The organism is Synechocystis salina LEGE 00031 (assembly GCF_015207985.1).
Taxonomy (GTDB): Bacteria; Cyanobacteriota; Cyanobacteriia; order Cyanobacteriales; family Microcystaceae; genus Synechocystis; species Synechocystis salina.
On record NZ_JADEVV010000010.1, the window covers coordinates 1 to 24,374 of the forward strand.

The 24,374-nt window shown below is 49.2% G+C and carries 23 protein-coding genes; 13 read left to right on the top strand and 10 right to left on the bottom strand.

Translation table 11 applies throughout. The annotated features are described in order from the left end of the window. Positions 1–297 precede the first annotated feature (297 nt). Positions 298–1,554, bottom strand: a complete 1,257-nt coding sequence (larC, locus tag IQ217_RS04910; RefSeq protein WP_194019126.1) for a nickel pincer cofactor biosynthesis protein LarC — start codon at positions 1,552–1,554, stop codon at positions 298–300. 5 nt (positions 1,555–1,559) lie between these two features. Here larC and IQ217_RS04915 point away from each other — a divergent pair, with 5 nt between their 5' ends. Next, a complete protein-coding gene (locus IQ217_RS04915) occupies positions 1,560–2,192 on the top strand; it encodes an L-threonylcarbamoyladenylate synthase (protein WP_190598596.1) in 633 nt (210 codons plus the stop codon). Positions 2,193–2,204: 12 nt separating this feature from the next. Here the strand turns inward: IQ217_RS04915 and ctpB are convergent, their stop codons facing one another. Both ctpB and IQ217_RS04925 read right to left on the bottom strand, forming a co-directional pair. Further along, positions 2,205–3,593: a carboxyl-terminal processing protease CtpB gene (ctpB, locus tag IQ217_RS04920; RefSeq protein WP_190598631.1), complete on the bottom strand. Its 1,389-nt coding sequence runs from the start codon at positions 3,591–3,593 to the stop codon at positions 2,205–2,207. A 264-nt stretch (positions 3,594–3,857) separates the two neighbouring features. After that, the gene (locus tag IQ217_RS04925) at positions 3,858–4,367 is read right to left on the bottom strand and encodes a L,D-transpeptidase (RefSeq protein ID WP_194019127.1); all 510 of its coding nucleotides are present in this window, start codon (positions 4,365–4,367) and stop codon (positions 3,858–3,860) included. A gap of 20 nt (positions 4,368–4,387) precedes the next feature. On the opposite strand from IQ217_RS04925, the gene IQ217_RS04930 reads away from it, so the two are divergent. The 5 genes from IQ217_RS04930 (at position 4,388) to IQ217_RS04950 (ending at position 13,359) form a co-directional block, all read left to right on the top strand. Further along, positions 4,388–4,567, top strand: coding sequence for a hypothetical protein (locus tag IQ217_RS04930; protein ID WP_194019128.1), 180 nt, complete (start codon positions 4,388–4,390; stop codon positions 4,565–4,567). 172 nt (positions 4,568–4,739) lie between these two features. Continuing rightward, positions 4,740–6,476, top strand: coding sequence for a diflavin flavoprotein (locus IQ217_RS04935; protein ID WP_194019129.1), 1,737 nt, complete (start codon positions 4,740–4,742; stop codon positions 6,474–6,476). Between the two features lie 26 nt (positions 6,477–6,502). Next, entirely contained in the window at positions 6,503–7,021 is a 519-nt protein-coding gene (locus tag IQ217_RS04940) for a phosphate-starvation-inducible PsiE family protein (RefSeq protein WP_190598600.1), read from the top strand. A gap of 49 nt (positions 7,022–7,070) precedes the next feature. Then, entirely contained in the window at positions 7,071–8,858 is a 1,788-nt protein-coding gene (locus IQ217_RS04945; RefSeq protein WP_194019130.1) for a diflavin flavoprotein, read from the top strand. 1,063 nt (positions 8,859–9,921) lie between these two features. Further along, on the top strand, positions 9,922–13,359 hold the full coding sequence (locus IQ217_RS04950; RefSeq protein WP_194019131.1) for a PKD domain-containing protein: 3,438 nt from the start codon (positions 9,922–9,924) through the stop codon (positions 13,357–13,359). A gap of 201 nt (positions 13,360–13,560) precedes the next feature. On the opposite strand, the gene IQ217_RS04955 is transcribed toward IQ217_RS04950, so the two are convergent. Then, entirely contained in the window at positions 13,561–13,944 is a 384-nt protein-coding gene (locus IQ217_RS04955) for a helix-turn-helix domain-containing protein (protein WP_228024116.1), read from the bottom strand. 175 nt (positions 13,945–14,119) lie between these two features. Then, positions 14,120–14,416, bottom strand: coding sequence for a Calvin cycle protein CP12 (locus tag IQ217_RS04960; protein ID WP_194019132.1), 297 nt, complete (start codon positions 14,414–14,416; stop codon positions 14,120–14,122). Between the two features lie 399 nt (positions 14,417–14,815). On the opposite strand from IQ217_RS04960, the gene glmS reads away from it, so the two are divergent. Next, positions 14,816–16,711: a glutamine--fructose-6-phosphate transaminase (isomerizing) gene (gene glmS / locus IQ217_RS04965; RefSeq protein ID WP_194019133.1), complete on the top strand. Its 1,896-nt coding sequence runs from the start codon at positions 14,816–14,818 to the stop codon at positions 16,709–16,711. Positions 16,712–16,839: 128 nt separating this feature from the next. Further along, positions 16,840–17,394: a peroxiredoxin gene (locus IQ217_RS04970; protein ID WP_194019134.1), complete on the top strand. Its 555-nt coding sequence runs from the start codon at positions 16,840–16,842 to the stop codon at positions 17,392–17,394. A gap of 36 nt (positions 17,395–17,430) precedes the next feature. On the opposite strand, the gene IQ217_RS04975 is transcribed toward IQ217_RS04970, so the two are convergent. Further along, positions 17,431–18,231, bottom strand: coding sequence for an RDD family protein (locus IQ217_RS04975; protein WP_194019135.1), 801 nt, complete (start codon positions 18,229–18,231; stop codon positions 17,431–17,433). A gap of 166 nt (positions 18,232–18,397) precedes the next feature. Here IQ217_RS04975 and petN point away from each other — a divergent pair, with 166 nt between their 5' ends. The 5 genes from petN (at position 18,398) to IQ217_RS05000 (ending at position 21,736) form a co-directional block, all read left to right on the top strand. Then, on the top strand, positions 18,398–18,487 hold the full coding sequence (gene petN, locus IQ217_RS04980; protein WP_010871354.1) for a cytochrome b6-f complex subunit PetN: 90 nt from the start codon (positions 18,398–18,400) through the stop codon (positions 18,485–18,487). Positions 18,488–18,529: 42 nt separating this feature from the next. Then, positions 18,530–18,673, top strand: coding sequence for a hypothetical protein (locus IQ217_RS04985; RefSeq protein WP_190598607.1), 144 nt, complete (start codon positions 18,530–18,532; stop codon positions 18,671–18,673). A gap of 37 nt (positions 18,674–18,710) precedes the next feature. Beyond that, positions 18,711–19,721: a metallophosphoesterase family protein gene (locus IQ217_RS04990; RefSeq protein ID WP_194019136.1), complete on the top strand. Its 1,011-nt coding sequence runs from the start codon at positions 18,711–18,713 to the stop codon at positions 19,719–19,721. Positions 19,722–19,861: 140 nt separating this feature from the next. After that, the gene (locus tag IQ217_RS04995; RefSeq protein ID WP_194019137.1) at positions 19,862–21,427 is read left to right on the top strand and encodes an NAD(P)H-quinone oxidoreductase subunit N; all 1,566 of its coding nucleotides are present in this window, start codon (positions 19,862–19,864) and stop codon (positions 21,425–21,427) included. Positions 21,428–21,499: 72 nt separating this feature from the next. Further along, the gene (locus IQ217_RS05000; protein WP_228024117.1) at positions 21,500–21,736 is read left to right on the top strand and encodes a hypothetical protein; all 237 of its coding nucleotides are present in this window, start codon (positions 21,500–21,502) and stop codon (positions 21,734–21,736) included. Between the two features lie 88 nt (positions 21,737–21,824). On the opposite strand, the gene psaK is transcribed toward IQ217_RS05000, so the two are convergent. The 4 genes from psaK to IQ217_RS05020 all read right to left on the bottom strand — a co-directional run bounded on the left by psaK (position 21,825) and on the right by IQ217_RS05020 (position 24,371). Next, on the bottom strand, positions 21,825–22,085 hold the full coding sequence (psaK, locus tag IQ217_RS05005) for a photosystem I reaction center subunit PsaK (RefSeq protein WP_194019138.1): 261 nt from the start codon (positions 22,083–22,085) through the stop codon (positions 21,825–21,827). 184 nt (positions 22,086–22,269) lie between these two features. Continuing rightward, complete coding sequence (cobK, locus tag IQ217_RS05010) at positions 22,270–23,055, bottom strand: precorrin-6A reductase (RefSeq protein ID WP_194019139.1); 786 nt, start codon at positions 23,053–23,055, stop codon at positions 22,270–22,272. Between the two features lie 11 nt (positions 23,056–23,066). Continuing rightward, complete coding sequence (gene lptB, locus IQ217_RS05015; protein ID WP_204250435.1) at positions 23,067–23,825, bottom strand: LPS export ABC transporter ATP-binding protein; 759 nt, start codon at positions 23,823–23,825, stop codon at positions 23,067–23,069. A 24-nt stretch (positions 23,826–23,849) separates the two neighbouring features. Next, a complete protein-coding gene (locus IQ217_RS05020) occupies positions 23,850–24,371 on the bottom strand; it encodes an LptA/OstA family protein (protein WP_476718265.1) in 522 nt (173 codons plus the stop codon). Between the last annotated feature and the right edge of the window lie 3 nt (positions 24,372–24,374).

Below are 24,374 nucleotides of genomic sequence, written 5' to 3' on the forward strand. Positions count from 1 at the left end.
AAATTGAGAAGTTCTGGGCGAGACTAAAACGTTATGTTTCCCAACTTGTTAGTAATGGAGAATCGCTGATTTCTGCATTGGATATAGCGTTGAGAGAACTGTCCTAACTAACTCGTCCTTTGCTATAACACTTCGGGTCTAACCATATCGAGGTTTAGGGAACAATCCAGTTGCAGCTTACGATAGTTTACCAAGGGCCAAGTGCGGTGCCAACATTGGGCGATCTGTTGAACTTGACCGTTGACGATTTGATTCCATGGCTCGACAACGCTGAGCCTTTTGTTAACTAATGTCACCTCAACCCTGGGCTGAATCTTTGCTGAGACTGGACCAAGCGGCGATCGCCTGTTGGTGAATTAATTGCCAGGGCTGACCGGTGGCTTTGGCCAGGGCGGCACAATCGACAAATTCGGGGTGGGCATTGAGAATAATTTTTGTACCGGCTTGATAGCTGTAGGCCACTTTGATGCGGATGGAGCCATGGGCAATAACCACAGTTTGCCATTCCCGTTCCAGGGCATAGCGCTGTTGTTGGCGTACTCGGACACCAAGACTAGTGGTTTCCCGGAAGAGTAAATTGAGGCAGTGATTTTGATTTTCTGGCGCACAAAGCACAGTGAGTAAAATGCCAGGGCGGGATTTCTTCATGGCGATCGCCTGGGTGAAAACATCGATTGCCCCTTGGTGGAGCAAACTTTCCAGTAGATAACCCACGGCCTGGGGTTGGAGATCATCCAATTGGGTTTCCAGCACAGTGATAGTTTCCAGTTGCCCAAAGGGGATTTCCTTCGGTGTTTTGGCGGTTTGGGATTCCGTCCCGATCCAGAGTCGGAGAATATTGGCCAACGGTAATTCTTTACTCCCCGCTCCCAGTCCTAATTTTTGCAAATTGAATGGGGGTTTAGTGCCAAATTGGTTGGCTAAAGTAACGGCGATCGCCGCTCCGGTGGGGGTAACCAACTCCCCCGTCAAACCATTGTCATAAACTGGTACTTGGCGATTTTCCCAGAGTCGTAACACCGCCGGGACTGGAACCGGTAAATCACCATGGGCCGCCCGCACCGTACCACTGCCCGTGGGCAAAGCGGACCAATAACATTTGTCAATGCCTAAATAATCTAGCCCCAAACAGGTACCCACAATATCAACAATGGCATCGGTGGCCCCCACTTCATGGAAATGTACTGCCTCCGGCTCAATGCCGTGTACTTCCCCCTCGGCGATCGCCAGTTGATGGAAAATGGCCAAACTCCAACGACTGACCCTAGCCGGTAAATTGGCCCCTTTGATTAATTGCTCTATTTCCGGTAAATGCCGCCCTCCATGGTGATGGCGATCGGAAGACGGCTCTGTTAATAGATGCACTTCCACTTTGGTGGCCGCCTGGCCTTGTTTTTGCACCATGCCCGCTGCCAAGCGATATTCATGGCCCAAACCCAGCAGGGCCAGTTTCTCCATCAGGTATTCTAGGGGAACCCCTGCCGACACCAAAGCCCCCAGGCACATATCACCGGAAATCCCCGTGGGACAGTCAAAATAAGCAATCAACCCCATAAACAATGGCCACCTTCTACAATCTTCATCCCGAAACCCCCCAACAGCGCACCGTTGAGGTGATTTGCAAAAGTCTGCGCCAGGGGGCAATTATGCTGTACCCCACCGATACGGTCTATGCCATCGGTTGTGATCTCAACGATAAAAATGCCGTTCAACGGGTCAGACAACTGAAGCAACTCTCCAATAATAAACCGTTAACGTTTCTCTGTTCGTCCCTGTCTAATATCGCTGAATATGCAGTGGTGTCGGACAATGCCTATCGCCTTATGCGTCGGTTGATTCCTGGACCCTACACCTTTCTCCTGCCGGCCACAAAACAGGTTCCTAAGCTAGTGGTGGAGCCAAAGCGAAAAACCACCGGCATACGGGTGCCCGATCGCCCCATTTGCCAAGAAATTCTGCAAAATTTAGGCAATCCAATTATTTCCACTTCCGCCCACCTACCGGATCAAGACGAGTTTGTCATGACAGAAAAGGCGAAATTATTTGACCTGTTCGACAAATTAGTGGACATCATCATCGACGATGACCAGGAGCCTGGCTATCAAACCTCCAGCATTATTGATCTCACCGACAAAGAACCAAAGGTAGTGCGGGAAGGACTGGGTTGGGAAACCCTGCGAGATCTTTTCTAGTGTGGAATCCGATTAAAGTTGACTGGGTTCCAATAACCCTATGCCCAGGTCCTTGGTCGGTGGTAGACCTAAGCTATGGCGATGTTGACGTAGCACACTAATGGCCCGCTGATATTGGGGATCAACATCCGTGGCGATTAAGTCTGGGTCGTTGCGAAACTGGAGCTTAGTATCGTTAGAAATGTCTAGATGAATGTCGGGACTGATGCCTTTGTGGTTGATATCTGTGCCACTGGGGGGATAGTAGCGGGCAATGGTGACTGCCAAGCCGGAACCGTCGGACAAGGTGTTAACAGACTGCACCGTACCTTTCCCGTAGGTAGCAGTACCCACTACAGTAGCCCTTCCCTGTTCTTTTAATGCCCCCGCCAAGATTTCACTGGCACTGGCGGAACGTTCATTGACCAACACCACCAAGGGTAAATCCGTTAGGCTCCTGCCGTTGGCCGAAAAATGGCGATCGCCGCCCCGTCGGTCAATGGTACTGACAATTTCCCCCCGATTGAGCCAGAGGCGGGCAATGTCAATACTAGAAAGCAACAAGCCCCCAGGGTTGCCCCGCAGGTCTAAGATGTAACCACTAATACGACTATTGTTCAGCTCCGTAATCGCCTTTTCCATTTGCTCAGCGGAATGGGAACTGAATTCATCTAGGCGGATGTAACCTACCCGCAATTCCCCTTCTTCCTTAACGTTGTAGGTAACGGAATCAATTTCGATATTTTCCCGTTTGAGGGTAACACTGAAAACACCGCTTTTGGGGCGGGAAAGTTGCAAACTCAACTCACTGCCAATCTCCCCCTGGATCGCCTCCGTGGCCTGCTCTAAGGACATCAAGGCCGCCGGTTGGCCATTAATGCGGACAATGCGATCGCCAGGACGAATACCTGCTTTCAATGCCGGGGTGCCCCGCATCACATCCACCACCACCAGGTCACTACTGCGTTTATCCATCAACACCCGGATCCCCACACCGGAAGCTTCCCCCGCCGTTTGACTGCTGAGGATGGCAAATTCCTCCGGGGAAAGAAAACGGGTATAGGGATCATTCAAATCTTTTAATATGCGCCCAATTTGTCGGTAGGCCTCAGCATTATCCTGATAATTGCGCCCCAATAATTCCTGGCGCTTGGATAACCAATTGGAATGGTTAAAGTCCTTATCAACAAACTGTTGATTAACTAACTGCCATACCTCATCCACCACCGCCTTGGGGCTATTTTCCAAGAGGGTCACGTTATCGGACACACCAGTGTCATTCTCCTTTGGAGTCGCCAACGGGGGACTATCGGGATTGATTACGTTGGGAGCGCTGAGGGCTGGCTTTAGATTAGCCCCCAAACCGAAAGCAAATACCAGAGCGGCAGCCAAGGGGCGGAGGCGAAGCAAATGGGGACTCATGGAAGGCAGGGTGGGGCAAAGGGAGGCAGACAAATAGTCAAGTCCGATGCAATGGGACACTGGGTCGGCGGAGGGCAGAATTCCTTCCCCAAAACGGAGGACTAAACCACTTAAGCCCAATCCTAGCAAGAAAAATCTAGTTCGTGGGCAAGATTAGGTCATCAAATCAAGCATCGTCCATTCACTGTCCTCAATGGCTGACTTCCTTGGTTTCCCTGGGGACAGTGGATGGCTTTGCAAACAAATCCCAGGCTAAGGTACTGCTCAGGGATGAATAACTAAAGGGGTGTGTACCTCTGACCATTCAAATAACCACTTGGCATGGTCAACCGCTAAATTAATACAGCCATGGCTTACTGGTGTACCAAAATTTTTGTGCCAGTAGGCTCCATGAATTGCATAGCCCCCACTGTAATATTGGGCGTAGGGAACATCATCGATATCGTAATCTTCCCCTTTCATGCGATCAATACTGCGTTTGCTTTGAATCGCAAATATACCAGGGATCGTAGGAGTGTCCTTCTTCCCTGTGGAAATAATGACAGCATAGACTGGTTTTGGCCCCTCCCAAGCTGTTAAACGCTGGGTCGAGAGATTAACTTCAATCCAACGCTCCTTGGATTTTTTGAGGATGGCCATTTTTCGATTGAGGGTATCTTGGTAGGTCTGGGCGACCACAACGGGAACAAATAAATTAACTGCAACTACTTCCGTGGCAAGAATGCCCGCCACCACCAGGCAACTCCCTCCCCATCGGACAAGGGAAGATAACATGGATGATAATCCTACTACTGATGCGTTCTTACTCTTATTTTAAGCGATTTTTTCTCAAACTGCCCCGACAACAAGAACAAGAAGTCCATTTTCTCTGGACGGCGATCGCCGGCCCTTGTCTGATTTCTGCCCTTGCAAACAAATACTATGAACCTTTGCCAGGCGACTACATGGCGGACAAATGCGAATGGGGTCGCTGACATTTGCCCAAGCCATAGAGCCCTTAAATAGATTAAATTGACTGATTGATTGCAAGCGCAGTTATAAGAAAAACTAATTTTTTTATTTAGATATTGACATTTTACAGAATCCTGTATGGGCAGCACCATAGAAGACAGCAGCGAACTTTCTTGAAAAACCGCAAAGTTTTCTATGGTTACCCTAATTGATTCTCCAACATCTGCTGCTGTCCAGCCCCGCTTAACAGTCCAAACCGCGGACATTGCAGCCAACACCACAGCGATTCGTTGCCTTGACTGGGATCGGGATCGCTTTGATATCGAGTTTGAGTTGCACCATGGCACAACCTACAACTCATTTTTAATTCAAGGGGAAAAAACAGCCCTCATTGATACTTCCCATCGCAAGTTTGAGTCCGTCTACTTGCAAGAATTGCAGGACCTAATTGACCTGAAAAGCCTCGACTACTTGATTGTTAATCACACGGAACCCGACCACAGCGGTCTGATTCCGGAACTTCTAGACCTGGCTCCCCAGGTGACGGTGGTTGGCTCCAAGGTGGCCATCCAATTCCTCGAAAAGCTGGTGCACCGACCTTTTGAGTCACAGATTGTTAAAAGTGGTCACAGTCTGGATTTGGGCCAGGGTCATGAGTTGCAATTTATTTCCGCACCCAACTTGCATTGGCCCGACACAATTTTGACCTATGACGCCGGTACCCAGGTGCTCTATACCTGTGACGTTTTCGGCATGCATTATTGTGATGATTCACTTTTGGATGAAACACCGGAACGGCTCGAACCTGATTTCCAATATTATTACAACTGCCTGATGGGGCCGAATGCCCGCTCAGTGTTAATGGCTTTGAAGCGCATTGCGCCCTTGCAATTTGATCTAGTGGCAACGGGCCATGGGCCACTGTTGCAACATCATATTTCCCACTGGATCGGACAGTACGATACCTGGAGTCAAAATCAGGTCAAGGCTCAAACTTTTGTGGCCCTGTTTTATCTGGATGGCTATGGGGTCAGCGATCGCCTAGTGCGGGCCATTGCCGATGGCATTAGTAAAACCGGTGTGGCGATTGAGTTGGTCGATCTAAGCGTGGCGGATACCCATGAAGTCCGCACCCTGGCCCAATGCGCAGCAGGACTGGTGCTGGGTATGCCTCCCCAATCTTCTACTTCAACAACCCTAGATCCTTTGCTGGGCACCATTTTAGCTGCGGTACACCCCAAACAGGTGATTGGTCTCTTTGAAACCGGGGGGGGGCAGGATGAGCCCATTTATCCCCTCCGCAATCGCTTCCAGGAATTAGGTTTGCTAGAAGCCTTTGAACCAATTTTACTCAAGACGGAACCGACGGCGGCCACGGACCAGCTTTGTCGTGAAGCGGGCACCGACCTGGGCCAGTTCCTCACCCAGAGTCAATCTCCACCAGCAGACACAGCCCTCGATCCAGAACTCAACCAGGCGATCGGTCGCCTTAGCACTGGACTCTATATTCTGACGGCCCAAAAGGGGGATGTAAGAAGTGCCATGCTGGCTTCCTGGGTGATTCAAGGCAGCTTTGAACCCCTCGGCATTGTGATTGCAGTGGCCAAGGACCGGGCAATCGAATCATTGCTCCATCCCGGTGACACCTTTGTACTTAATGTGCTGGAGGAGGACAACTATCAAAGCCTGATGCGCCATTTCCTGCTGCGTTTTCCCCCAGGGGCTGATCGATTTGCTGAAGTTAACACCTATCCAGCCCAGAATGGTTCTCCGATTTTGTTGGAAACCCTAGCCTATCTGGAATGTGAGGTTACCTCCCGTCTTGATGGCAATGACCATTGGTTGGTCTACAGTACCGTACAAACCGGGCGGGTCGCCAAATTGAATGCACTAACTGCCACCCACCACCGCAAACTGGGCAACCACTACTAAATTCACCTTCTACCTGGGATTTTCTCATGCAACTCCTCTCAACCAATTCGGATTCGGACGCAAAGCCCACTCTCCTCTATTTCAGTCGCGCCCTTGTTGTTCGTCTGCTGGAAACGGTGCAGGACTTTATTGTGATTTCACTTTGCGTTGGCCTGTTCAGTTTTATGGTGATGCAGTTGCGGGAAATGTTTGTGTCTCTTTTTCCGCCACTAGACTTTCCCCGGGTCACCGCCGACATTCTATTCCTGCTGATTTTAGTGGAGCTATTTCGGTTGCTGATTATTTATCTGCAGGAACACCGGGTTTCGATCGGAGTTGCAGTAGAAGTTTCAATTGTTTCAGTGCTACGGGAAATTATTGTGCGGGGCGTTCTGGAAGTGCCCTGGGAGCAAGTGCTAGCAGCTTGTTCGTTTCTGCTCATTCTTGGTGCTTTGCTCGTAGTAAGGGTTTGGTTACCCCCCACGTTTGAGGGGGTCGATCCTGAACGGGAAATCTCTCGCCGTCATCAAGTCCGCAAGTCCGGTAAGGCTTCTTCATCAATTTAACTATCTTGACCATCCTTGGCCCCCGTCATCTTTATTTGAAGTTAAAACTATGATTTCTCCAATTAGCGGTCTCTCACAAGCTTTGGATACTTCTTCAGATTCAATTGCCGTTGCTTCCCTGCCTCGGGATATGCAGGTGGCAGAGATAGCCCCCCAAACCCAAGTATTGCGGTCTCGCCTCTGGGATCGACTCAAATTTGAGGTGGAATATGGTCGCCGTCGGGGTACTACGTCTAATTCCTATCTGATTCAGGCCGATTACACGGCACTGATTGATCCCCCAGGGGAGTCATTTTGTGATTTATATCTATCGGAATTGCCAAAATACTTAGATTTAGCCCAGCTTGACTACATCATCACTAGTCATGTTAATCCCAATCGCATGGTTACCCTGGAGGAACTAATGCGCCTGGCACCAAAGGCCAAACTTGTTTGTTCCCGCCCCGCAGTGAAAGTGCTTAAAGCCACCTTTCCCCATTGGGAAGAGCGATTCCAGACCGTGCGGTCCCAGGACACCCTAGATTTAGGCCAGGGCCATGAACTGCAGTTAATGACTGTGCCGACTCCCCGTTGGCCGGACGGTTTGTGTACCTACGATTTGGCTACCCAAATCCTTTTCAGTGATAAGTTGTTTGGCACCCATGTTTGTGGCGATGCAATTTTTGATGAGGACTGGCGACAATTAAGTGGCGATCGCCGTTTTTATTTTGATTGTTTGCATGCCCCCCAAACCAAGCAGGTCGAAACGGCATTGGATCAATTTGATTCGTTAACTCTGAAGACGATCGCGCCGGGCCATGGCCCCCTGGTGCGTTTTAGCCTCAGTCGTCTGTACGGTGATTATCGCCAATGGTGTCAGCAACAACCCCGCCAGACCCTTAAAGTGGCATTGATCTATGCTTCTGCCTATGGCAATACCGCCACCATGGCCCAGGCGATCGCCAAGGGATTAATTAAAGCCTGTGTCGCCGTCGAAACCATTAACTGTGAAATCGCCGAAACCGACGAAATTGCCGAAGCAATTCAAGCCTGTGACGGGTTTATTATTGGTTCTCCTACCCTAGGAAGCCATGCCCCTGTACAAATCCAAACTGCATTGGGCATTGTTTTATCCTCCGCAACCAAAACCAAATTAGCTGGGGTCTTTGGTTCCTATGGCTGGAGTGGTGAAGCCATTGACTTGATTGAAACCAAGTTAAAAGATGGGGGCTATCGCTTCGGGTTTGAAACGATTCGCATCCAATTCAGCCCTGGGCCCGATGCCTTAGATAATTGCACAACCTCCGGCGCAAATTTCGCCCGGCAACTGCGTACCAGGAAGCGGCAGAGGGTTGCTCGTCAGGCTACCACCGAAACCCAAGCCGATCGCACTCAGCAAGCGGTGGGACGTATTATCGGCTCCATTGGTGTGGTCACAACCCAATCTAACGGCAGACATCGAGGTATTTTGACCTCCTGGGTTTCCCAAGCCAGCTTCACCCCCGCCGGCATTATGCTAACAATTCCAACCCAATGTGATGCCTACGGTCTAGCCCAGCAAAATACTGCCTTTGTACTTAACCTCTTGCAAGAGGGACGGAGTGTACGGCGCCATTTTGTTCCCCGGCCTCTCCCTAAAGATGGTGATGATAATCCCTTCAGCACAGTGGAACATTATTCGGCCCAAAATGGTTGTCTGATTTTAGCAGAAGCGTTGGCTTATCTTGAATGCCGAGTCCAATCCTGGTCAGATATAGGCGATCATGTTCTGATTTATGCAACGGTTCAAGCCGGACAGGTCTTACAACCCAACGGCATCACTGCCATGCGGCATCGTAAATCGGGGGGACAATATTAGGCGCTGTAGTCTTTTGGATTAACTTCCAATGAGTCGGTAACTCAGGACCCATTTTTAAAAAGAGTCTTAAAATTGCTGGAGCCCTTATGGGACAAGTGTTGGGTCTATTTAATAGTTTGACTCCGAAGTCCTTGTGATGGGCTGATCTAAGCGGGGCTCATAGGATCAGCTCCCATTGTCCTTAGGTTTCCAAATTTGGTTATCGACTTTATTAATGGCATCGACCACTCCAACTATGCAGAGTTAATTGGTTGGTGTAATAAAACTATTTAGCCGATTGGTTTTAGCGGCAAGCTCTCGCTTTAGATAAACTAGTGGATCTACTGAACTTTTTGTCCAATATGTTTCCATAGCTCCCCGCATACAGTGTTTCTTCGCTTGTTGAGCAAGATTTAATTTTTTTATATTAAATGCATATTAAATATGCTAAATTTTGATGTCAGTATCAAAAAGCAAATATTAAAAAGCTTTGATTGTCTAAATTTAGCTATCCGACAAGCAATGAACCCCTAACTGTTACCGCGAGGTTGACACCATGGACTCCCTCTCCGATCCCCTGCAATCGTTTCTAGACTTGGAGTTTGGGCTGAGGTTTTTATGGCCAAAGGAGAACCGGGTAGCCACATCTGAAATCGTTATGTCTCCCCTCTCCACCACCCTGAGATCTTTTCTGGACTTAGGGTTTGGACAGACAATTCTGGAACAGAATCAGAGCCAATTAGTCGCCGCCGAGGTCGTTGCCTCTCCGATCGCCATCTCCAATTGGAATGAAGGAAATCTTAGAAATTTTCTGGCTTGGGTTGGACCAATATTTCCCCTAGATCTGACAGTTGCGCTTGTAAATTTGTCTAATGAAAACTCTATTTTTCATTTGGTCCCATTGCCAGATGTTCAGCCATTTAACGAGCCCAGTCCCCTCTTATCCGAAGAAAATGGGATCAACGGGGAATTCGAGCTTGCGGCAATCTCTTTGCTCAATCGGGACGGATGGTTAGGAGAATCATCAAACCCATCCCACCTTTTGGCCAATTCCTCGGCTTCTTGTGCCTGTCCAGCCTGTGCAATGTTGATCACCCAAGCTCCAGTTGGTTACCAAGATGGCACAGCGTCAATCCCGCCCATAGCCTTTGATAAAACTTTTAAACTCCACAGTAATCCTTTTGCCAATCACACAATCTATCTAGATTTCGATGGTTATTTTATCGCCAGTTCCCAGTGGGAAAACGGAGGAGCCCTCCAGCTTCAGCCTTACTACAGTGGAAGCACATTTACCGATGCCAATAAAGAAGAAATCCAGAAAATATGGCAACGGGTTGCAGAAGATTTCGCGCCCTTTAATGTTAATGTCACCACCGAAGAACCCAATACAGAAGATTTGAAAAAGTCCGGTAGTGGAGATCAACGTTGGGGCATTCGTGTTGCCATGACCAGTAATTTAAACCTTGTCACGGGAAAAGCCATTACCAATGCAGGAGGCGGAGGCACAGCCTACTACAACAGTTTCAACTGGGCTACAGATGAAGTGGCGCTGGTTTTTAACCAAGGAGAATATGCCGGTGCGGAAACCGTTAGCCACGAAGTAGGCCATACCCTAAATCTCCGCCATGACGGAGGTAGCTATGGTAGCAATTCTAGCTATTATGAAGGACATGGTTCCGGCGCAACGAGCTGGGGCACGATTATGGGTGCGCCTTTTATCAACGCCGATGAGAATGTTACCCAATGGAGCAAGGGTGAATACATAGGCGCTAACAATACAGAAGACGATCTCGCTATCATCACCAGCAATGGCTTTAGCTACCGAGTCGATGATTACGGCAACACCTTGGCTTCTGCCTTTGAGTTAACCGGCAGCAATATTAGTACTTTCGGAATTATTGAACGCACAAGCGATATCGATTGGTTTAAGTTTGTCACTGGGGTTGGAAACATTAATTTCAATATCAACAACGCCTCTCGCGCTTATGTCGCCAATGGGGATGGCAGCTACACGACAGAATATCTAACTCCTCGGGGGCCAAATTTAGATATTTTTGCCAAATTGTTCGACGCTTCTGGTAATTTGCTTGTCCAAAATAATCCTTCAGATTTACTGACCGCAAGTCTAAACTATACGATTACTACGGCCGGCACCTATTATTTGTCAATTGATGGAGTCGGTGTTGGTAATCCTTTCGCCAATCCCCCCTCTGGATATACCGAATACGCTAGTCTCGGCCAATATTTAATTACAGGAAGCGTTGTTCAGCCCACTACCAGTCCGGCAATTCTTGTTTCACCGACATCGGGTTTGACGACAACGGAAGCTGGAACACAGGCAAGCTTTACCGTAGTTTTGGCGACCCAGCCCTCCGCTAATGTCACCATTGGAGTTAGTAGTAGCAATACTAACGAGGGAATAGTTAATGTAAACGCACTTACATTCACAAGTGCGAACTGGAATGTTCCCCAGACTGTTACGATTACGGGAGTAGATGACAGTGTAGACGACGACAACGTTTCTTACACTATTGTTCTAGCTCCCGCTAGCTCCACTGACCCCGATTATGGTGGACTGGATGCAGCCAACGTAACCATTACCAATCAGGACAATGACACTGCTGGTATTTGGATTAGCAGTCCCAGCGCCAATAACACCACTGAAGATGGCGGAACAGTGACCTTTGCCGTCCACCTCAAGTCTAAACCAACCGCCGATGTTACTTTACCCATTAGCTCTAGCGATATTTCAGAAGGTGTAGTTAGTGCTTCTTCCCTCGTTTTTACCAGTGTTAATTGGAATATTTCCCAGATTGTAACGGTAACCGGTGTTAACGATGGGCAAACTGATGGTAATGTGTCCTACTCCATTGTGACAGGTACGGCATCCAGCATTGACGGCAAGTACAATGGTTTGAATCCTGATGATGTTGTCCTAGTCAATAACGATAATGAACCCACTCCAGTAACCATTTTTTCCGATAGCTTTGAAGTCTCGGAGTGGAACGGTCTATGGATCGAAGATAGTCAAAATGATTGGTTTCGTTCTACCCAAAGGGCCCGGGATGGTTCCCGTTCTGCAGAAGTGGATGGGACGGCGAATAATGCGACCCTAACTATTGCCCAACCCCTTAACCTCACTGCCTACAGCAGCGCCACCCTCTCGTTCTCTTGGTTCATCGAAAGTAACTGGGATAGTGGCGAATACATTGCCCTTGATTTTTGGAATGGCAGTAGCTGGCAAGAACAACAACGTTTAGCCGGCAATATCAGTCCGGAGAATGTTTGGCAGGATGTTTCCATTAATGTACCAATCTTAAGTAACTTCCAGTTCCGCTTCCGGGCTAGTGTCAGTAGTAGTAACGAAGACGGTAACGTCGATAACGTTAAAATTACTGCCCTGCCTGCTGAGCAAAATACCTTTCCCCAAGCTTTTATTACTGGCAATACCTCGGTTAATGAAGGGGCAATTCTAGTCTTGTCGGGGGCTAACTCCACCGATAGTGATGGATCAATTACTCGCTATGACTGGGATTTTGATGGTGACGGTCAATATGACGACGCAACAGGCCCCAGTGTTAACTTCGCAACATCTAATAGTGGCATTGCTACCGTTGGATTACAAGTTACAGATAATCTTGGGGGGACAGCAAAGGCCAGCCAGATAATTACTGTCAACAACGTTGCCCCGATCGCCAACGCGGGTATTTCCCAGACAGGTTTTATCAACGTTCCCTTTGTCCTCTCTGGTGCAAATTCCACCGATCCAGGGAATGACATTATGACCTATGCCTGGGATTTGGATGCCGATGGCCACTACGATGATGGGACTGGTGTTGACACAACTTTTATTCCAACTCAGCCTGGCATCTATACCATTGGTCTTCAAGTTACCGATGCCGATGGCGCTTCCTCGACGGACACCACAACCATCACAGTTCAAGATAAGCCGGCAGAAAATCTACTGTTCTACGACAGCTTTGAATTGTCGGAATGGAATGGGAACTGGGTTGAGGATAATCAGAATGATTGGTTTCGCTCTACCCAACGGGCCCGGGATGGATCTCATTCAGCAGAGGTAGATGGACTAGCTAATAATGCCACTCTGACTATGGCTAGACCACTCAATTTAGCCGATTATAGTAGTGCTGTCCTCACTTTTTCCTGGTTCATCGAGGGAAATTGGGACTATGGCGAATACATTGCCCTAGACCTTTTTAATGGCAGTAACTGGACAGAGGTCAAACGTTTATCGGGTAATGTGGACCCGGAAAATAGTTGGCAAGATGTTTCCCTGGCTCTGCCTCTCAGTAATAGTTTCAATTTAAGGTTTCGGGCCACTGTTAGTAATAGCCTTGAAGACGGCAACATTGATAATGTACGCATTGTCGGACTAGGCAGCGGCACTGCGGCTTCAGCCTACGGTTTGAACCTGGAAACACCGGAGACTGGGCTGTTTTCTCCCATGGGCTCCTATGGACAGGTCTTAGGAATAGGAGTGGATGGCCTACATCCCAGCTAGTTGACATCCTCCAACCCGGCTAAAGCCGGGAGATTCCTAGACTTCACAATCTAGGCTTTCTGCTTCATAGCTCGATGCTTTTCGGACTACCCTCGCCTGTTTTACTACAAACCCCTCTGGAATAGAACGGGTATAGTGCCAAACCACTTTGCCAATTTTGGGCAGTTTGACCCCCACCGCATCCACAGGATTTTTACCTAATTAAGGGAAAATAAAAGAGCGAAGATTATGACGCTTTTTGAATCGAGGCAAACCAAAACCTCTTTTGTGCATATCATCCCAAGCCCTATCCAACTTCCTCAAGGTTTGTTGAAGTATTTGGGAATGGGTGTTGGCTAATTCAGGAATGTGTTTTCTTGCCTCTGTTAAGCGTTTTGCTTGAACGTGGTAATCAGGAAAGGCTTCGTCCGCAGAGAGAATGTATTTCCCTCGAATCGAGCAAGCATTAACTGGAGACCTACGAGAAGCACACCAATCTTTACGTTCTTGCAGGGCATAGCTCCACACCTTGCGACAGATATTTAAGCTTTCCTCTATGTCCAGCACCTGTTGTGGAGTTGGTTTCAGCTTGTAGGCGTAGGTCATGGTTAACAAACCCACACTTTAGCTTACACAAGATGGTTTGTGCGTAAAACTTGCACCTGCCAATTAACGCCTTCCTGAAGTACCTCTAAGAATTGGGGCGAGAATAATTTCAAATTGAGTGAAACATTGTTTCTGTTTGTGATCAAACCCCTCATCCCTAGGAAATTGCCCATCTTTAGACGTCATAGATTCGTGCTTCAAGAGCACTGGGATTTTCGGTGCAGTAGTGGGTAAAGGAATTGTGTGGCGTGTTTTTGGGCAGAGATTTGTCAACCTGTTGCAATTCTTCAACGGTTTCCCAAGCAAGCACCGCATCTAGACTACCCAAGCCGTATATTTCAGTGATGCGGCGAGCATGTTCTAAAGCGGCTTTAAGACGGTTGTCCAATGTCGTGGCTGAAACATTAACATTATCTGCCAATATTGTTGCGGGTTGAGGAGCTTTAACCGGGGTGATAGTCAGGTAAGACATGGCAATAACTACGTTTTTATGAACTGTCTCTAAGTTTATCTATAATTATTGGCAATGTAAATGCTAGATTGATATAAGATTCGATTATCTTTCATTAACAAAATAAATCTTTGGCCTTGCTCGGAATTAATGCTTGCCCACCCTTGCCGAAGTTAAAAAGTTAACTCCCTAACCCATCGGAATTTGGGCCGTGGTCCGTGCCATGGGCCAGCAATCAATACAATCCCATCTGATGTCGATGTTGGGAGCATGGTCCGCTAATGTTCTAAGTCATTATGCAAGAGCGCATTGCTGTGGTAAGCCAACTTCCATAGAGTGGGACAGATTTGTCATTGGGCAGAGGGAAAAAGCTAAACTGGAGGGCAATTTGATCATTTTCACTATCATTGGGGAATCTCCATGTGTGGCATTGTTGGTTACATCGGCACCCAAACGGCGGTAAATATCCTCATTGAAGGGCTAGAACGCTTGGAATATAGAGGTTATGACTCCGCTGGCATTGCTACGGTCACCGAAGAAAAAATTGAGTCGGTGCGGGCTAAGGGCAAACTATTTAACCTCAAGGAGAAGCTAGAAAACCACAGCAACTTTTCCCGCCTTGGCATTGGACATACCCGTTGGGCCACCCACGGTAAACCCGAGGAGCATAATGCCCACCCCCACTTGGATAACCAGCAACGCATCGCCGTTGTGCAAAATGGCATCATCGAAAATTACCAAACCCTGAGGGATCAGTTAAAGGAAAAGGGTTATCAGTTTTATTCGGAAACTGACACTGAGGTCATTCCGATTTTAATCGCCGATATTCTCAAGGATTTGCCCGGCGATGACCCAGACAAAGCCCTGCTAGAAGCCATTGGCAAGGCGGTACACCAGTTAGAGGGAGCCTTTGCGATCGCCGTGTTGGATGCCCATTGCCCGGAACAGTTAATTGTGGCCCGACAGCAAGCCCCCTTAATTTTGGGATTTGGCCAGGGGGAATTTTTTTGTGCGTCCGATGTGACTGCCCTAGTGCCCCACACCAATACAGTGCTGTCGTTGGAGAATGGGGAAATTGCCAGGTTAACGCCCCTGGGGGTAGAAGTTTATGATTTCCAACTCAAAAGACTGCGGAAACTGCCCCGTACCCTAGACTGGAGTGCCACCACCGTTGAAAAACAGGGCTTTCGGCACTTTATGCTCAAGGAAATCTACGAGCAACCGGCCGTTGTCCGCACTTGCTTGGCAACTTATCTGAACGAACAATGGCGGGCCGCCGACCATCCCAGCCATAGTCCCGTATTCCTGGGCCTAGATCCCCAGTTGACCAAAAATCTACAACATATTCAAATTTTGGCCTGTGGCACCAGCTGGCATGCAGGCCTGGTGGGGAAATATTTACTAGAACAATTGGCCGGTATTCCCACCACAGTGCATTACGCTTCGGAATTTCGCTATGCGGCCCCTCCCCTAACGCCCCATACTCTCACCATTGGCGTGACTCAGTCGGGTGAAACAGCGGATACTTTGGCGGCCCTGGAAATGGAAAAACAGCGGCGCCTCACTTTGGAAGACGACTATAAACCTTTAATTTTGGGGATTACCAACCGTCCCGAAAGTACCCTGGCCACTATGGTTAATGAAATTATCAATACCCATGCTGGCATTGAAATTGGAGTGGCTGCCACCAAAACTTTCGTGGCCCAGGTGTTGGCATTCTACTTCCTCGCTCTGGACATCGCTTTTCAGCGGCACAGTCTGAGCCTGGAGGCCATAGAACACATTATGGTGGGTCTGCGACAATTGCCCGCCCAGATTGAAACTATTTTGGAACAACAGGGTAGTGCCATTGAAGCCCTAGCCCATGAATTTGCCGAAACCCAGGACTTTATTTTCTTAGGGCGGGGCATTAACTTTCCCATTGCCTTGGAAGGAGCCCTCAAGCTGAAGGAAATTAGTTATATCCATGCGGAAGGTTATCCTGCGGGGGAAATGAAACACGGCCCCATTGCCCTTTTGGATGCCAAAGTCCCAGTGGTGGCGATCGCCATGCCGGGGTCAGTCCATGACAAAGTAATTTCCAATGCCCAGGAGGCCAAAGCCAGGGATGCCAGGTTAATCGGAGTCACCCCCATGGACGACAACCAAGCCCGTTCTGTGTTCGATGATTTATTGTTGGTGCCCCACGTAGAGGAAATGCTCTCACCCATTGTGGCTGTTATTCCCCTACAACTTTTGGCCTACCACATTGCTGCCCGCCGGGGCTTAGACGTGGATCAACCCCGTAATTTGGCCAAATCCGTCACAGTGGAGTAGGTCACAAACCCTAGGTGATTGGTTGATGTCGGCGGAGCTCTGCTGCCAGAAAAAAGCTGTGGAACAATGGCAGGTAAACCCATTTATGTTCACCGGCAACTCGGTGTCGCAACTTCAAAATATCCCCTATGACAAGCAAAAAATTTTCCTGGCCAAAAACAGTTATTGCCCTACTCTTAACCCTAGGTTTATGGCTAGGATTGGCCGATTTCCCCGCCTATGCCCTGGGGGGCACCCAACCCGCACTAGACCAACCTGCGCCCCTGTTCACCCTGCCCAGCACCACTGGCGAAGGGGAAATTAATTTGGCTGATTATCGGGGTCAATGGGTAGTGCTGTATTTTTACCCCCAGGACTTCACCCCCGGCTGTACTTTGGAAGCCCAACGTTTCCAGCGGGATTTGCCCAAATACCAAGCCCTCAATGCCCAGGTAATTGGTGTGAGTGTGGACGATTTAGATTCCCATGAAGCTTTTTGTGATGCGGAGGGACTTAAGTTTCCCCTCTTGGCAGACTCCGATGGGGCGGTGATTAAAGCCTATGGCTCTTGGCTGAGTGGCATGGCCCTGCGGCATACCTACGTCATCGATCCCGAGGGTATGTTGCGGGAAAGATTTCTCGGCGTCAGACCCGCCACCCACAGTGAAGAAGTTTTAGCCCGCCTAGAAGAATTGCAAGCCTAGGCGATCGCCATTTTTGTTCAACAAATTTCCAGGGTTTTAAAACTCAAAACTTTCCTGAGTCAGGGCCGTTTGGCGGTCTTGACAGGCCAGGTAAACTGCCTCTAGTAAAACTTCGGGGGGAGTATCGGCCAGGGGAGCCGTGAGACGCAAGCGGTCTTGTATCTGTTGGGCTAGCCTTGCCTCTGCTTGTTGCCTCGCCTTGGGCAGCAAATCCCCCCGTCGGAGCAGATAGTCCCGGATCACGAACCAATGGTCCGCCGTAATTCTTTCTAACCCCGGCCATTGGCTTAATTGAGTCGCTAAGGATTTAGCTGCTTCCGGTTGTTGAAGTTGTAGGCGATCGCCTCTTGGGTGCCGACTTTCTCGAATCACCAGGGTGTCAGCCAATAAATCTCCAATGCGTTTTTCCTGCCGGCCAAAAATGATCATCAGAGCGCCAATGTAGAGAAAATCATCAATGGGGCGAAATAGAGCCCGTAAACTAGCTTCCTGTAGCCCCACTGGTCGCCCATCTCCCCGGATTACCCGAATTTTAGCCCGACGCTTACCAGGGGTTTGTCCCTGCCATAGGGTTTCAAAAAAGACAAAATAGCCCACATAAACCGCAAAAATCAGAAAGATTTGGATAGCTGTCAACCACAATTGCCAGTCGTCGGATACATAAAGGGAAAGGTTATAGGCCAGTACCGCCCAAATAATTAAAAGTACAAAGATTATGGTTCCCAGGCAGATATAGTCAATCAACACCGCATAGAGACGATTGCCAATGCCGGCTAGGGTAAACTCTAATTCGACACTTTCGGGGGTTTCCACTTGGTAATGGTTAAACAGGGCCATGGTTTCTAGCTTGAATGGAAAGGAGGGGAACAAATGGGACAATGGCGGCTAAATAGCCGGTCAATGGGACAGTGTTATCCCTGGGGCAAGCTTTAAAATTTTGCCCGATCGCCGTAAGATAAAGGCTGACAAAGCTCGTTTTTATCGGCGTATTTAACAAAAGACTATGGACATTTTGACATTAGGTTGGGTAAGCGTGTTGGTTCTGTTCACCTGGTCCATCAGCATGGTGGTGTGGGGTCGGAACGGCTTCTAGGGAAAACCTCGGATTTGTCGCCGTTTAAGAGCTTTTGATACCGTGGAATCAACTCCTGTTCTCAATACCCTTTTCTTAGTGGCCCTGGTGATGCTAGTGCTGGTCAGTGGAGGCATTCTCTACTTGACCACCTTGGAGTGGCGCGATCGCCGTCGTCAGGACCGGGATAAAAAAATGAGCCGCTAAATTTGTTTGATTTGCGGACATAACCATTGTGATAGCCATGGGTTTTTCCCGTCTGCCGGTGATCGGGGTGTTTTTTGCCCTGGTTACCGTAACTTTTCTGTTAATTGCCAACTTTAGCCAAGGTCAAGACCCTGCCCCAGTCATTCTGGCCAAGGAAGTGAACGTCCAAGACCAGTCCACCCCGGTGGTGATTGTGGCGGCGGGGGACATTGCCTGTGCTCCGGAAGATCCAGGTTTTAACGGTGGTTTAGGAACCCCAGACCGTTGCCAGATGGCCGCCACGGCAGACTTGGTTGCTAGTGCTAGTCCTGATCTAGTTTTGCCCCTGGGGGATAACCAGTACGAACGGGGAGAATTGGTCAATTACCAAGCTTCCTACCAACCAACCTGGGGAAAATTTGACTCCATTAGTCGTCCGGTGCCAGGCAACCACGAATATTACGGCCCCGATAAGGATGCCGCCGATTACTTTAATTATTTCGGTGCAGTAGCTGGCGATCTCGCAGAGATCCGCTCCGCGGTGCGCCAAAAGGGTTATTACAGCTATGACCAAGGGGATTGGCATTTCATTGCCCTCAATTCCAACTGTGAATACATTGGCGGTTGTGAAATGGGATCGGCCCAACAGCAATGGTTAAAGGCAGATCTGGCGAAAAATACTAAGCAATGCACCCTAGCCTACTGGCACCATCCCCGTTATTCCTCCGGTGTGCACGGCAACCAACCCCAAATGGGAGACCTCTGGCGAACCCTCTATGACGGTGGTGCGGAGTTAGTGCTATCGGGCCATGACCATCTCTATGAAAGATTTGCCCCCCAAAATGCCCAGGGCGGCTTGGATCAAACTAAGGGATTGAGACAATTTGTCATCGGCACCGGCGGCAAAAGTCTTTATCATTTCAAAACTGTGCGCCCCAACAGCGAAGTTCGGGCAGTGGGGGTATATGGAGTGCTGAAAATGAAACTTCAACCCAACAGCTACCGCTGGCAATTTCTAGCGGCCAACACCGACGAATTTGATGAACAGGGGGAAGATTTGTGCCATTAGGGCAATGATTATGTCACTGCTGGGCACCTTTGCCATGGCCCAAAACTAGAAAAATACTAATAAATTCCATCACCCATTCTAATTCTCCTTTGCGGCAAACCTGCGCTAAGCTTATTCGTGAGCATTTCTCGGTTGTACCTATGGACTTTTCTAGTAACGTTGCAGCGCAACTCAATGCGGGGACGATTTTGCCGGAGGGCGTTGTTATTGTCACTCTCCTCCTTGTGCTAATTGTGGATTTGATTGGGGGACGCAAGGTAGCCTTGGCCCTGCCCTACCTGGCGATCGCCGGTTTATTGGTGTCGGTGGGTTTGCTAGTTACTTCCTGGTCCATGGCGGATCCCATTGGTTTTATCGGTGCTTTTAATGGGGATAACCTCAGCGTTATTTTCCGAGGCATCATTGCCATGTCCACCGTTGTCACCATTTTGATGTCGGTGCGCTACGTCCAACAAACGGGGACTTCCTTGGCGGAATTCATTGCCATTTTGCTCACGGCCACCCTGGGGGGCATGTTTCTCTCGGCGGCCAACGAGTTGGTGATGATTTTCATCTCCCTGGAAATGCTCAGTATTTCCTCCTACCTCATGACCGGTTACATGAAGCGGGACCCCCGTTCCAATGAAGCAGCGTTGAAATATTTGCTCATTGGTGCTTCTAGCTCCGCCATTTTCCTTTACGGTCTTTCCCTGCTCTACGGTTTGTCCGGCGGTGAAACCCAGTTGGTATTAATTGCCGAAAAATTAGTTAATGCCGACAGTATGGGTCAATCCCTCGGTTTGGCGATCGCCCTGGTCTTTGTCATTGCTGGTATTGCCTTTAAAATCTCCGCTGTGCCTTTCCACCAATGGACCCCCGACGTTTATGAAGGTTCTCCCACCCCAGTGGTAGCCTTTCTTTCGGTAGGATCTAAAGCGGCCGGTTTTGCGGTGGCCATTCGGTTGCTAGTGACCGCCTTTGGTGGCATTACCGATGAGTGGCACGTTATTTTCGCTGCCCTGGCAGTGTTAAGCATGGTGCTGGGTAATGTAGTGGCTCTGGCTCAGACCAGTATGAAGCGGATGTTGGCCTACTCTTCCATCGGTCAAGCGGGCTTTGTGATGATTGGCCTGGTGGCGGGTAGTGAAGATGGTTATGCCAGCATGGTGTTCTACATGCTCATTTACCTGTTTATGAACCTGGGGGCGTTTAGTTGCATTATCCTCTTTACCCTCCGCACCGGCAGTGACCAAATTAGTGATTATGCTGGTCTCTACCACAAGGATCCTCTGCTCACCTTAGGCTTGAGCATTTGTTTATTGTCCCTGGGCGGCATTCCTCCTTTGGCAGGTTTCTTCGGTAAAATTTACATATTCTGGGCCGGTTGGCAGTCGGGATTGTACGGCTTGGTTCTCCTTGGTCTGGTCACCAGCGTCGTTTCCATCTACTACTACATCCGGGTGGTGAAAATGATGGTGGTGAAGGAACCCCAGGAAATGTCCGATGTGATCAAAAATTATCCGGCCATCAAATGGAATTTGCCTGGTATGCGTCCCCTACAGGTGGGTATTGTTGCTACCCTGGTTGCCACCTCCCTGGCAGGTGTTCTTGCTAATCCCCTCTTTAACTTAGCCACCAACTCCGTGGTCAGCACCAAGATGTTGCAGACAGCCCTCCAGCAAACGGAAGAAACTGCGGCGATCGCCATTTCCCATGATTTACCCTAGAGATAGTGGTAAGAATTGCTTTAGGAGAAAAGGTCGATAAGTATCACCGTAGAAAACGACTTAAAGGAGATCTTGGGGGAAATTAAGACCCAACTCAACGATCTCCAAAAAGACGTAACTTCCCTCAAGATTGATATGGCAACGGTTAAAACCGAGTTGTCTGCGGTCGGAGTTGAGTTAGGTACAGTGAGAGATGATGTTAAGGATGTCAAAGGACGGGGCAATGCTGAAATTTGGGCGTTAATTATTGCGGTTATCGGGGCCGTAATCACTGCCTTTGTTCGTTTAGGCATTTTTCTTAATGCCTAACAAAAAACGATCAGGCTTTTCTCTCGATCGCCCGATCGCCGTTGATATTTTCCCAAAGGATAAAAGCTAGTCTATTCAGAATCGAATCTTAAAGTACTCCCATATTGGCCAAGCCCAGGATTACTCCAGCGCCGAGGATGTGGCCAAAGCTGGCGGTGCCCAGCACAGCCCCTAAACCAAAGCCACCGAAGAAGTTAGAGGAAGGCATGGGGGTGCCTACACTTTGTTGTTTGATGGTGAATTTGCCAAAGGCGATCGCCAAAATGTTGCAAGCAATCATCACCCCAGCAACTTTGGGGCTCCAGGACAGGGTAGCGGGAACGGCGGTGGCCAATAAAAAGCTATGCATTGAGTTCTCCTTGATCGTAAACGATGATTTTAAGACTATTTTTAACGGCGATGGCATCCACCATTAGGCATTGGGCAACAATGGTGACCAAACCAACGTTAAAAGTTTTATCTTAAGGTTCACCTTTGCTTCCCAGGAAAATCTCGTTGCAATACTTAACAAATCCCCTGGCTAGCCGTGACATTTAGCGTCGTAAAAGACTCTGACAAAACTCGTAAATCGGAGCAAGATCATTCACAGTCTGCCCTACTTTGTTCTCGGGCCGGGCAATTCTGATCAGAGTTATCCCCAACGCTTCGGCCAGCCTTTGCTTCATCAATTCTCCCCCTTGGGCACCGGAGGCTTTGGTTACCACCACTTGAATTTGCCATTGTTCCCACAAAGCTTTTTCCAATGGTTCAGCTACGGGGGGGCGCAGGGCAATTATTCGGTCGGAGGTAAATCCGGCGGCGATCGCCTGGGTTAAGGCTTGGGGATAGGGCAAAATACGGGCAAATAATATGGCTTGGGTCTGTAGGGCACTGAAATAGTCCAACCAGCGGGCGCCCACGGTCAGCAGCACCCTTTTACCCACCAAGTATGGTTGATAAGACCCTGTGGTTAAACTATCAACGTCGGGCACTTCCAGGGTGTTTTCTCCCAACGGTAGGGGAGGGCGCTCAAATCGGATATAGGGAATATCTTTTTCCTTAGCGATCGCCGTGGCGGTGGCAGTAATTTGGGCCGCAAAGGGATGGGATGCATCGACAATGGCCGCAATACCATGGAGTTCTAGAAAGGTCGGTATTTCCTCCGGGGTCAAAGCTCCGACGTGAACCCTTAGATAAGGATGAAGGGGATATAGATGCCTGGCCTCCGGGGTAGTGACTGTCACCAGACAAGCTATGCCCTGGGCAATGAGTTCCTCGGCGATCGTGCGACTATCCACCGTTCCGCCAATTAACCAAACAGTTGGCAGGCTATCCCCCATAACTAGAATGCTTACAACTGGAATTTTTCACCTAGATAATATTGTCGCACCAACGGATTTTCCGATAACTCCCCTGCACTGCCGGAAGCCAAAATTTGCCCGTCCCGCATAATGTAACCCCGGTTGGTGATGGCTAGGGTCTCCCGCACATTGTGGTCGGTGATTAAAATGCCCATATTTCGTTCCCGTAACTGGGCAATGATGGTTTGAATTTCTGCTACCGCAATGGGGTCTACCCCGGCAAAGGGTTCATCTAAGAGCAAAAATTGTGGCCCTTCCACTCCGATCGCCAAGGCCCGGGCCAACTCGGTGCGCCTTCTTTCTCCCCCGGAAATCTGGGAACCCTGGGTATTGGCCACTTTTTCCAAGCGAAACTCCGCCAATAGTTGTTCCAGACGATGTTTCCGTAGGGGCGGCGAAACCCCAGTTTGTTCTAAGGCAAGGAGAATATTATCCCGCACACTCAACTGACGAAAGACGCTCGCCTGTTGGGTTAGATAGCCTAATCCTAGATGGGCCCGCTGGTTCAGGGGTAAATTCGTTATGTCCCGCTGGTGGAGCCACACTCGACCCGTATTAGGTTTTACCAGCCCCGTAGCAATGTAAAAAGTAGTGGTTTTGCCGGCGCCGTTGGGACCCAGTAAGCCGACAATTTCCCCAGGGGCGACCTGGGCGTTGACCCGATTGACCACACAACGTTTGCCGTAGAGTTTATGGATATTTTCTAAAACTAAGGTCACGATCGCCGTTCTCGCTAAAAAGCCTGTCACCGAATGCCGTTAGTATCCCACAGCTTAAGAACCCAGGGGAGGTAAATCCGGCAAAGTGTCACCGGGGAGGGGATTGGGTCCAGTGGGGGACGGGCCGGCGGGATTTTGGGACTCCTCCACTAGATAAATCGATTCCACCTGTTGATTCGCTTCCGGGTTAGCAACGAAACGTCCTTCGTCCACCAAATAGGTCATGGTTTCCGCCCGCATACTGTTGCCATCCTGGAGCACATAGACGTTGCCGCTGAGCACTAACCGTCTCTCCTGGGAAAAATACTGGGCCTGGGCCGCCGTTGCCTGCAAATTGCGAGCAGGATAGTAAACTTGAACGTTCCCCCGGGCCGTCACCACCCCAGTTTGGGAATTGGCCTCTTGGATATCGGAGCGAACAGTCATGGGACTAGAAGGAGCCGTTTGGGCCACCACCGAGGAATTATTGTTGACGGGTAGGGAAGTCAAGCTCCCTAAGGCGGCCACGGCGATCGCCAACCAACCCCAGTGACGAGATAGCAAACGGGAAGGGGAAAAATGTTGAGGGAATACCATGGG